We start from the raw sequence: 8,505 nt of genomic DNA on the forward strand, positions 1-8,505 counted from the left end.
CGTCGGGTCTCGTGGGGTGGCGGGGTCGGTGGGGTGGTCAGTGGGGGCGGGGGGTGGGGAGTTGTTGGGTGATGCAGTGGATGCCCGCGTCGCCCGTGGCCAGGGTGGTCGCTTCGACTCCCACGACGCGGTGGTCCGGGAAGGCCCTGGCGGCGGCTTCCAGGGCCTCGGCGTCGCGGCTCGTGCCGGCCAGCGGCATGATCACCCCGCCGTTGGCGATGTAGAAGTTCATGTAGTTCACGACGGCGTCCTGGCCGTGGACGCGTACCGGCTGCTGCGGAGGCAGTTCGAGGATCTCCAGGCTCCGGCCGGCCGCGTCGGTGGCGGCTTCCAGGACGGCTCGGTTGGCCTTGAGGCGGGCGTGGTCGGGGCGGGCGGGGTCGCCGGGCGCCTCCACCAGGACCCGGCCGGGTCCGGTGAACTGGCAGACGTGGTCCACGTGCCCGTCGGTGTCGCCGGCGAGGTGGCCGTACGGCAGCCAGATCACCTTGGTCGCGCCGAGCAGGGCCTCGAACTCGGCCTCGACGTCCGCGCGGCCGAGCCGCGGGTTGCGGTTGGCGTTGAGTACGCACTGCTCGGTGGCGATCAGGGTGCCTTCGCCGTCCACGCTGATGGCCCCGCCTTCCAGGACCGTCATGGTGGCCCGGCGCTCGATGCCCAGGACGGGGAGCAGCCGCTCGGTGATCCGGTCGTCCTGGGCATACGGGTGGAAGCGCTCGCCGAAGGAGTTGTAGCGGAAGTCCACGCCGACCCGGCCCCGCGGGCCGTGGACCACGATCGGGCCGGTCGCGCGGAGCCAGGCGTCGTCCATGGGGACTTCCACGGTGGTGACGTCCACCTCGCACAGCGCCCGCACCCGCTCGGCCTGGCCGGGCAGGACGAGCAGGATCACCGGTTCGAAGGCGGCGATGGCCCGGACGACCTCGGCGTACTCCCGCTCCACGGATCCGAACGCGTCGCCCCACAGCGAGGCGTACGGCGGCCAGGCCAGCATGCAGGCCTCGTGGGGTTCCCACTCGGCCGGCATCAGGAAACCGGTCATGAGGTCGCCTCGGGGAGCGGGAAGGACGCCACCGCCTCTTCCGCGGCCCGCCAGTCGCCGTCGAAGCGCCCGGAAAGGACGTGCAGCCACCGCTCCATGCCGAAGGCCACGCACGAGGTGTGGGCGTCTTCGCCCGCGTACGTGATCCCGGCGCGCTCGCCGAAGAAGTTGCGGTGGTAGTTGACGGAGGCGATCGCGAGGCCGCCGTCGGCGACGAACTCCTCCTTGGTGGGGAAGAGCCGCTGCATCACGGCCCGGGAGCCGTTGGCGTCGAAGAACGGGTCCGTGGCGACCTCGGTGGTGAGGTCGAGGCCCAGGTGGGCCGCGAAGCCGAGGACGAGGTCCTTGTGGGTGGTGAGGTGGCCCTTGACCGTTTCGGCGTCGCCGACGGCGACGATCTCGCGCATCGTGAAGCCGTGCAGGCGGCGCAGGCCCTCGTAGTGCGTTTCGCGGCGGAAGCACTGGGCGATCGTGGTGAACCGGGCCGGCTCGTCGAGGCGGCTGCCCGCCAGCGACAGGTACGCGTTGTAGCAGGCGGCCGAGGGCAGGACCAGGCCGGCTTCGGCGAGCTGCCGGCCGCCGAGGGTGGTGCCCGGCTCCGCGGGGTGCGTGGGCAGGTCGGCGATCGCGTCCGTGTTCACCGCCGTGGCGGCCAGGACCAGGTGCGGGAAGTTGGTGAAGTAGTCGAAGCGCGCCAGGTCGGCGACCGGGATCAGCGGCGGGTAGAGGACCTCGGCGGCACCGGCCGCGGCCGCCCAGCCGGTGAACACCCGGTCGAGGGCGGCGCGGAGGCGGACCGCCTCGGGGCCGAGCGTGACGAGGCCGTCGGTGACGTCGACGGGGGCGCGCAGGCCCGCATCAGGCGTGGGCACGGGCGGCACCTTCCGTGAGGTAGGCGTCGATGCGCTCCAGCGTGCGGAAGTTGTCGACGTCCGTGGTGGCCAGGTCGACGGGCTCGCCGGTCAGTTCCTCGATGAGCAGGAGGAATTCGACGAAGGCCAGCGAGTCCAGGATGCGGGCCTCGATGAGGTCGCGGTCCCGGGCGATGGTGTCGACGGAGGCGTTGAGCTTCCGGAGGAAGGCGAGGACGGTGTCCATCGACGGGTGCGGCGTGGTCGGCGCGCTGCCGCCGGTGGCGGTGCCGGTGCTGGTGCCGGTGCTGGTGTTCTCATGCGCTGACATGGTCGGTCCCCCAAGAGGTGCTGAAGATTCCGGCGGCGACGAAGAAGCGGTCGACCCGGGCCATGAGCTTGACGTGGAAGGCCTCGCGCACCGGGTGCGAGAGCGCCTCGCGCCGGACGGCGAGGGGGTTCTCGACGCCGCAGTCGCGGAAGATCTGCGGGTTGTAGAGGCTGCGCACGGAGTACGTCATGTAGTCCTTGACGTACTTCTCGATCTCCTCGCGGCGGTCCGGGTCGGCGGCGAGGGCCCGGTCGTAGAGGCGCTTGACGAGCTGCTTGCCGAAGGCGACGTGGCGGCTCTCGTCGTGGTGGTGCGCCGCGTGGATCTCGCGGAGGATGTCCGGGATCAGCTGGTCCTTGCCCATGCGGCTGTTGTAGTAGTCGAAGATCTCTTCGAAGATCAGGATCCGGGAGAAGACGATCACGTCGTCCCACAGGTTGCCGAAGCCCTCGCGGCGGAGCGGCGAGGCGGCCTCCGGGTAGATGCCGCCGGTGTACCGGTGGCAGAACTCGGCGAAGAACCACATGTGGGCGTTCTCTTCGCCGATGAAGTGGTGCAGGTACTCGTTGTACTCGGCGAAGTCGGGCGTGTGGATGCGCTTCGCGACCTCGATCATCAGCTCGCGGATGCCGTGGACGTGCAGGCTGAAGAAGTTGACCGTCTCGTGGCGGGCGAGCGCCTTGAGGGTCTTCTCGTCGTCGATCAGACCGGTGCCGGAGACGGTGAGGTAGTCGGGGTTCATCCACCACTGGTCCTCGGGCACGGCGTCGGGCCAGGTGAACTTGGTGTACGGGTTGTAGTACTCGTCGCGCGACTTCTCGGAGAGGCGCGCGAGCATGGTGCTGAAGCCGGAATCGTCCATGGTGATGCGTTCTTTCGGTGTGGTGCTGGTACGGTCGGCCGCCCGGGTGGCGGCCCCGGTCATGCGGCGGAGTCGGCGAGCGCGACGAGCGAACGCTCCAGTTCGCGCAGGAAGGACTCCATCCGGGCCTCGGTGACGTGCCGGATGTCGCAGGTCAGGGAGAATTCGAGGTACGGGCCCGCGCCTTCGTCCCCGGTTTCCTCCCCGTCGTCGACGATGAGGTAGAAGGGCTCCTGCTCGGTGACCGGGAGCCGGCGGAAGACGGTGCGGGGCAGCAGGCCGGCGGCCGGCACGTCGCGTCGTACGGCCGTGTCCGCCGGGAGCGTGCGCCGGTCGTTGAGGCAGTAGGCGAAGCGCAGCGGTGCGTCCGGGCCGCCGCCCAGTTCGGCGAGGAGCCGGTCCATGCTGTCGGCGTCGCACCCGGACTTCTGGAAGGCGGTGATGGCCGCGAGCCAGGACCGTTTGACCGCCTGGGGCAGGTCGGCGCCCGCGAGGTCCACGGAGAAGTAGCTCTCCTGCATCATCGTGGCCACGGTGGTGCGGCTGTCCCGGCCGAAGCGCTGCGAGCTGGTGAGGTGCAGGTCGATGCGGTCGCTTCCGGTCAGCTCGCGCAGCAGCAGGGAGGTCGCGCCGACGATGACCGCCGCGACGCTCAGGCCGGTGTCCACCGCGATGCGGGCGGCGGCGTGCTGCGCGGCGTGCGAACGGAGCGACGCCTGCCGGTAGGCCGACGCCTCCGGGAGGTCCGCGACGGCGGGCGGCAGCGCGAGGGGCGGCCGGTCGCGGTACAGCGCGGTCACGTGGGCGAGGGTGCGGTCGCGCCGGCGGATGCCCTCGGGCGACTCCTGCCACTCGGCCAGGCCGGCGGAGGTCATCGTGCCGGGCGGCAGCGGAGGGAGCGTACGCCCGTTGCGGAAGTACTCGGTGACCTCCTCGGCCAGGTGCCGGAGGGCGTACCAGTCGACCGCCATGTGCGAGAAGACGTACACGCCGCCCCACACGCGGCCCTCGGTGACCAGGAGCACCAGGCGCATGGGGAGTTCGTCGGCGAAGGAGAACCGGCGGGTGGCGAAGAACCGTTCGAGTACGCCGATCTCGTCGCCCGAGGTCGTGGGGGTGTCCACGAACTCCACGGGCAACTCGCCCTCGGTGAGGACGCGTTGCACGACGCGGCCGTCCGGCCTGCGCGGGAAGACCGAGCGCAGCGCCTCGTGGCGCGAGAGGAGGAAGGAGAGCGCGTCGAGGCACTCGTCCTCGGTGGGGCGGACGCCGGCCGGCACACGGAAGGCCTCGACCACGTTGTAGACGTGGTGGTCCGGCGCCGACTTCTCGATCAGCGCCCAGATCTCCTGCTGGCTCCAGTTCAGCCCGGCTTCGACGGCGCGCCCGCCGGTGAAGGGCGCGCGGCGGACCCTGGCGGGGAGCGGCTGTCCGCTGTGGTCGGGGTCGGCGTTCGTAGGGGGGTTCGTGCGGGGATTCGTGCCGTGGTTCGTGCGGGTGGTCACGTCGGCACCACCGTTCCCGTGCCCGTCCGGACCGCCGCGAGCTCCTCGGCCACCGTCGCGGCGAAGGCGTCGACGTCCTCCGGGGTGGTGTCGAAGGAGCACATCCAGCGGACCTCGCCGGTCTGTTCGTCGCGCACGTAGAAGGGGTGGCGCTTCTGGAGGCGGGCGGTGGCGTCGGCGGGCAGCACGGCGAAGACCGCGTTGGACTCCACCGGCCGGCTGATGCGTACGCCGGCCAGCGCCCCGACGGCTTCGGCCAGGCGGCTCGCCATGGCGTTGGCGTGGCGGGCGTTGGCCAGCCACGCTCCGGACTCCATCAGGGCGATGAACTGGGCCGACACGAAGCGCATCTTGGAGGCGAGCTGGGCCGCGGCCTTGCGCAGGAACTCGGTGCCGCGGACGGCGTCCGGGTTGAGCACGACGAGCGCTTCGCCGAGCAGCAGGCCGTTCTTGGTGCCGCCGAAGGAGAGGACGTCCACCCCCGCGTCGGTGGTCAGGGCGCGCAGCGGGACGTCGAGAGCGGCCGCGGCGTTGGCCAGCCGGGCGCCGTCGAGGTACACCGTCATGCCGCGCTCGTGGGCGTGGGCGCAGATGTCGGCGATCTCCTGCGGCGTGTACAGGGTGCCGAGTTCGGTGGGCTGGGTGAGGGTGACGACGGTCGGCTGCGCGCGGTGCACGTCGCCGCGGCCGCCTGCCTGCCGGTCGATGAGGGCGGGCGTGAGCTTGCCGTCGGGGGTCGGCACGGTGAGCAGCTTGAGGTGGGCGATCCGCTCCGGCGCCCCGCATTCGTCGGTGTTGACGTGCGCGGTCTCGGCGCAGATGACGGCGCCCCAGGGGTCGCTCATGGCCTGGAGGCCCACGACGTTCGCGCCGGTGCCGGTGAGTACGGGGTAGACAGTCGCGCCCGTGCCGAAGTGGTCGCGGAAGACGTGCTGGAGCCGTTCGGTGTAGACGTCGTCGCCGTACGCCGTCTGGTGGCCCTCGTTGGCGGTGGCGAGGGCGGCCAGGACGTCCGGGTGGATTCCTGCGTTGTTGTCGCTGGCGAAGCCCCGCGAGGCGGGGTCGTGCAGTCGGGAGATCAATCCTTCGTCCTTCACTCACGCGGCGCGCCTCGTACGGGCGCCGCGGTGTCGGCTGGATCACGGGGATGCGCGGGGCATGCGGGGATGCCGGGACGCGTGGGGGGGGATCCGGATGAATGGGGGGTGCAAGGTGTCATGGGCTGCTGGTGGCAGCCGTACCTTTCCCACTCCCCTCGATGTCCGGTGCGAAGATCCTACGAGATGATCTAGTAATCAGCGCAAGCCTTCCGGCACACTTCTGATCAAGAAGAAATCCTGCCGTGCAGCCTTGACGTGCTTGGCAGTTGCCCGTATGAGCACACAGGAAGACGGAGCATGCAGACTCCCCCGGCAAGCGTCCTGCGGCGCGCCCACAGAGGTGTCCTCGGCACCTTCGCCCTCGTCGGCGTGGTGAACGGCATCCTGGCCGCCAGACTCCCGGGACTGGCCGCCAAGTTGGGCCTGGACACGGGCGACGTGGGACTGGTGATCCTGTCCTGGGGCGTCGCGGCGACGCTCACCATGCAGGGCATGCGCTGGATCGTCGCGGCGGTCGGGAACCGGCTGCTGCTGCGGATCGGCACGCCGCTGGTGACCGTGTCGGTGGGCCTGATCGCCCTCAGCCCCTCGTTCCCGCTGCTGCTCGCCGCCGCCGCGGGCTTCGGCGTGACGTCCGGTGTGGCCGAGGCGATGATGAACGCGCAGGGCAGTCTGGTCGAACGGCGGTCCGGGCGGCCGATGATGAACGGCTTCCACGCCGGGTGGAGCGCCGGCGCGGTGGCAGGCGGCCTGCTGGCCGTGCTGCTGGCCGCGCTGGATGTCCCGTACACGGCTTCGGTGTTGGGCGTGGCGGCCGTCTCGCTGCCGCTGGCCTTCGCGGTGGGCTGGACGTACCTCGACGAGCCGGCCGAGGAGGAGGAGACGGAGCAGCGCGGCAACCTGCCCGGCATCGTCTACCTGATCGGCGCCGTCGCCTTCATGGCGCTCCTCCTGGAAGGGCTGGTGGCGGACTGGAGCGGCCTGCTCCTGACCCGGGAGCTGCACACGACGGAGGCGGTCGCGGCCCTCGCCTACCCGCTGTACGAGGTGGCCACGTTCACCGGGCGGCTCTTCGGCGACCGGCTGCGCCTGCGCTTCGGCAGCCGGCCGCTCCTGGCGGCGGCCGGCACCGCCACGGCCCTCGGCGTACTGCTGGTGGTCGCGGCGCCGTCCGCGGCCTGGGCGATCGCCGGGTTCGGGATGACGGGCCTGGCCGTGTGCATCGTGGTGCCGCTGTGCATGTCGCTGGCCGGGGCGGTGGTCCCGGGGCGCTCCGACGCCGCCATCGCCCAGGTGTCGGCGATCGGTTACGCGGGCCTGCTCGTCGGGCCGGTGCTGATCGGCTTCGTCGCGGAGGCGAGCTCGCTGCGTACCGGAATCGCCACGGCCATCGGCGTCGCGCTGTTCATCGCCGTCGCGGCGAGCCGGATGCCGCGGGGACTGCCGGCCGCCGGCCCCGGCGCGGAGTCGGACGCGACCGGGTCCCCCACCGCCGTACCGGCGGGCCGCGGCGACGCGTGAACGTCCGGGCGGCGGACCGCGTCAGGGGCGGTAGCTGTCGCTGATGGTCGGCGGGGTGCCGTGCATCAGCATGGCGTTGTACGACATGCGGTCCTGGTGGGCCTGGACCCGGCGGTCCTGTTCCAGGCGCAGGCCCTCGGCAGTTTCGGTGCCGCTGGTGCGGCGGCGCATGATCGTGACGATCAGGATGACGGCAAGCGCGATCATGATCGCGAAGAGAATGCCCAGTGCCGGCACGGAACCCCCCGGACGTGCGTGTGTCGGTCGGATGTCGATGATGGCACAGGCGGGACCGCGGCGGGTGGGTTTCAGAGGGCCACGAGGATGCCGTAGACCAGGAAGAACAGGGCCACCAGGACCGCGAGGACGATGATGATCGTGAGCGGGCCGCCGGCCCAGCCGCGCTTCAGCGGCCGGTACGGTCCCGTGCCCGTTCCGGTGCCGGACTCGGCGGGCGGGGTCTCACCGGGCGGTACGGATGCGCCGCCGGTCAGGCCGGGGGTGGTGCGGGGGTCGGGGTCGGGGTTGCTGGTGCTCATGACCCGCTGCTCCCCGCATGCCGGACCGGCATGCGGGTGCGGCCCGATTCGTTCCCGGCACCGGCGGGCGGCCTGCCGTGCGGTGCCGTGCGGTGCCGCACCGCACACGCCGCGTCACAGCTGCCAGACCAGTACGGCGTGCCCGTCGCGGGCCGCGGCCGCGAAGTACGCCGTGAGGCCGTCGTAGAAGTGGCGGGCCCACTCCAGCGTCGCGGCCCCGTCCCAGTCGTACCGGCACAGGCCCCGCCCGGCGAGTTCCTCCGGCTCGGCGTGCGCGGCCAGCCGGTCGTACGGCAGCGCGGCCAGCTCGCGTGCCGCGACGGCGACCCGGTCGGCGGTGAGGTAGCCGTAGTCGCCCGCCGTCGGGTCCGGGTACACCACCCGGGCGTCGCCGCGGCTCACGTCGACGGGGAAACCGGCACGTCGGAACAGCAGTCCGAGCAGGGGCCAGGCCGTGTAGGTGGTGAAGTACAGCGCGTCGGCGGGCGCCGGCTCGGTGTGCTCCTCGCCCTCGCGGACGTCCTCCATGTGGTCCCAGGCCCAGACCGGGTCCTCCTTCAGGCGCGCCAACTCGTCCGCCGTCAGGCGCAGGTACTCCCCGATGTCACGCATGGCCCCAGGCTAGGCCCTGTCTTTCGGATCACGCCGGGCTCGCGGGCCCTGGCACGCACGCTCGCCGCGTTGTCGTCGGTCGCCAACGCTCCGCGTTGACTCCCTCCTCCGCCTTGCGATCGCACGCACCAGACCCCGCTCC

The 8,505-nt window shown here is 71.7% G+C and carries 10 protein-coding genes; 1 reads left to right on the top strand and 9 read right to left on the bottom strand.

Translation table 11 applies throughout. The annotated features are described in order from the left end of the window. Positions 1-37 precede the first annotated feature (37 nt). From ACIQUR_RS32505 to ACIQUR_RS32530, 6 genes are read right to left on the bottom strand one after another with little or no spacing between them, the layout of a single operon-like run. Complete coding sequence (locus ACIQUR_RS32505) at positions 38-1,042, bottom strand: agmatine/peptidylarginine deiminase (protein ID WP_403672280.1); 1,005 nt, start codon at positions 1,040-1,042, stop codon at positions 38-40. Next, a complete protein-coding gene (locus ACIQUR_RS32510) occupies positions 1,039-1,914 on the bottom strand; it encodes a hypothetical protein (RefSeq protein ID WP_403672283.1) in 876 nt (291 codons plus the stop codon). The genes ACIQUR_RS32505 and ACIQUR_RS32510 overlap by 4 nt, the downstream gene beginning before the upstream one ends. Then, positions 1,901-2,224: an acyl carrier protein gene (locus ACIQUR_RS32515; protein ID WP_403672286.1), complete on the bottom strand. Its 324-nt coding sequence runs from the start codon at positions 2,222-2,224 to the stop codon at positions 1,901-1,903. Before ACIQUR_RS32515 ends, ACIQUR_RS32510 begins: the two co-directional genes overlap by 14 nt. Further along, positions 2,211-3,086 (bottom strand): diiron oxygenase, encoded by an 876-nt coding sequence (locus ACIQUR_RS32520; protein ID WP_403672289.1) that lies wholly within the window; start codon positions 3,084-3,086, stop codon positions 2,211-2,213. The genes ACIQUR_RS32515 and ACIQUR_RS32520 overlap by 14 nt, the downstream gene beginning before the upstream one ends. Positions 3,087-3,145: 59 nt before the next feature. Beyond that, positions 3,146-4,591 (bottom strand): condensation domain-containing protein, encoded by a 1,446-nt coding sequence (locus tag ACIQUR_RS32525; protein ID WP_403672292.1) that lies wholly within the window; start codon positions 4,589-4,591, stop codon positions 3,146-3,148. Then, positions 4,588-5,673 carry a threonine aldolase family protein gene (locus ACIQUR_RS32530; protein ID WP_403672295.1) on the bottom strand — a complete coding sequence of 362 codons (1,086 nt, stop codon included), beginning with the start codon at positions 5,671-5,673 and terminating at the stop codon, positions 4,588-4,590. Before ACIQUR_RS32530 ends, ACIQUR_RS32525 begins: the two co-directional genes overlap by 4 nt. 315 nt (positions 5,674-5,988) lie before the next feature. On the opposite strand from ACIQUR_RS32530, the gene ACIQUR_RS32535 reads away from it, so the two are divergent. Then, positions 5,989-7,212: an MFS transporter gene (locus ACIQUR_RS32535; protein ID WP_403672298.1), complete on the top strand. Its 1,224-nt coding sequence runs from the start codon at positions 5,989-5,991 to the stop codon at positions 7,210-7,212. A 21-nt stretch (positions 7,213-7,233) separates the two neighbouring features. Here the strand turns inward: ACIQUR_RS32535 and ACIQUR_RS32540 are convergent, their stop codons facing one another. From ACIQUR_RS32540 to ACIQUR_RS32550, 3 genes are all read right to left on the bottom strand, one after another. Then, complete coding sequence (locus ACIQUR_RS32540; RefSeq protein WP_403672301.1) at positions 7,234-7,419, bottom strand: hypothetical protein; 186 nt, start codon at positions 7,417-7,419, stop codon at positions 7,234-7,236. A 101-nt stretch (positions 7,420-7,520) separates the two neighbouring features. Next, a complete protein-coding gene (locus tag ACIQUR_RS32545; protein ID WP_403672304.1) occupies positions 7,521-7,751 on the bottom strand; it encodes a DUF6480 family protein in 231 nt (76 codons plus the stop codon). A 114-nt stretch (positions 7,752-7,865) separates the two neighbouring features. Next, complete coding sequence (locus tag ACIQUR_RS32550; RefSeq protein WP_403672307.1) at positions 7,866-8,363, bottom strand: DUF1877 family protein; 498 nt, start codon at positions 8,361-8,363, stop codon at positions 7,866-7,868. Positions 8,364-8,505: the final 142 nt, after the last annotated feature.

It is taken from the genome of Streptomyces sp. NPDC101132 (assembly GCF_044759225.1).
Classification (GTDB): domain Bacteria; phylum Actinomycetota; class Actinomycetes; order Streptomycetales; family Streptomycetaceae; genus Streptomyces.